This is a genomic window from Oleiphilus sp. HI0086, assembly GCF_001635225.1.
This window is the reverse complement of sequence record NZ_LWFZ01000106.1, coordinates 1-1,075: the sequence shown is the minus strand read 5'-3', so window position 1 is coordinate 1,075 and position 1,075 is coordinate 1. Positions and strand designations below refer to the sequence as shown.

At 46.6% G+C, this 1,075-nt stretch carries 1 protein-coding gene; it reads left to right on the top strand.

Features of this window, described 5'->3' with window-relative positions; all coding sequences use genetic code 11:
* Positions 1 to 1,075 (top strand): penicillin-binding protein activator (locus A3756_RS01455; RefSeq protein ID WP_197481092.1); only part of this gene is annotated, 1,075 nt, incomplete at both ends.

The window sequence follows — 1,075 nt, the reverse complement described above, 5'->3', positions numbered from 1 at the left end:
ATCCAGCTAAATCAGATCAGCCTGGATGCCCAATATAATGCATTTCAGGCATGGAACGAGCTGTGGCCAAGCCATCCTGCCAGCCTGAATCCGCCTCACGAGCTAAGCATTCTAAAACAACTCCCAAACACTCGCCCCGATTCGATAACACTTGCCCTGCCCTTAAGCGGGCCACTTCAATTGGCTGGAAAAGCTATTCGTGACGGTTTCATGGCTCAACACTATGCCAGCAATAAACAAAACCCAAACCACGAACCACTACAAGTTCGTTTTTTCGACACAGCAACGCAAGACATTTTGTCACTGTACAATCAAGCACCTGAGACAGGCAGCCTAATTATCGGCCCTCTAGACAAAGCTTCTCTTAAAGCGCTGAACTCCTTAGATATTATTAGCACGCCAACTCTCGCCTTAAACTATCTTCCAGCGACTAACGCAGGTTCAGATAAGCTATACCAACTTGGTCTAGCACCTGAGACCGAGGCCAGACAACTTGCTACACGCCTACACGACAAATCACTGAAACGGGTCGGCATCATACTGCCAGAGAATAATCTTGGCTTTCGCATATACGATAGCTTTGTAGAAAGCTTCTCTTCATTAGACGGGGTCGTTATCGATAGCGTATTTTACAAAAATCAGAAATCTCTCGCTTCGAGCGTCGCCCGCCTCCTCGGCACTGAGGACAGCCAGAATCGAAAGCGAAAAATTCGAAAAATCACTAACACAGCGCTCGAGTTTTTACCCAGAAGAAGGCAAGATATCGACGCACTTGTCATGATTGCCAAACCCGAAATAGCACGTCAAATCAAACCTCTCTTTGCCTACCATTACGCTGCCGACCTGCCAGTATTCGCCAGCTCTCAAATTCATAACATATCTAACAACAACGACAACAGAGACCTGGACGGTATCGAGTTTATCGAAATGCCCTGGATGCTTAGCAGTACAATAGATATCAAAAGCCAGATAAATCATGCTATCCCCGAGTCAACAGAGCAATATAGCCGCTTTTATGCGCTAGGAGCCGACAGCTATAATATCGCCCCAAGACTACAGCTATTGCACGAAGTTC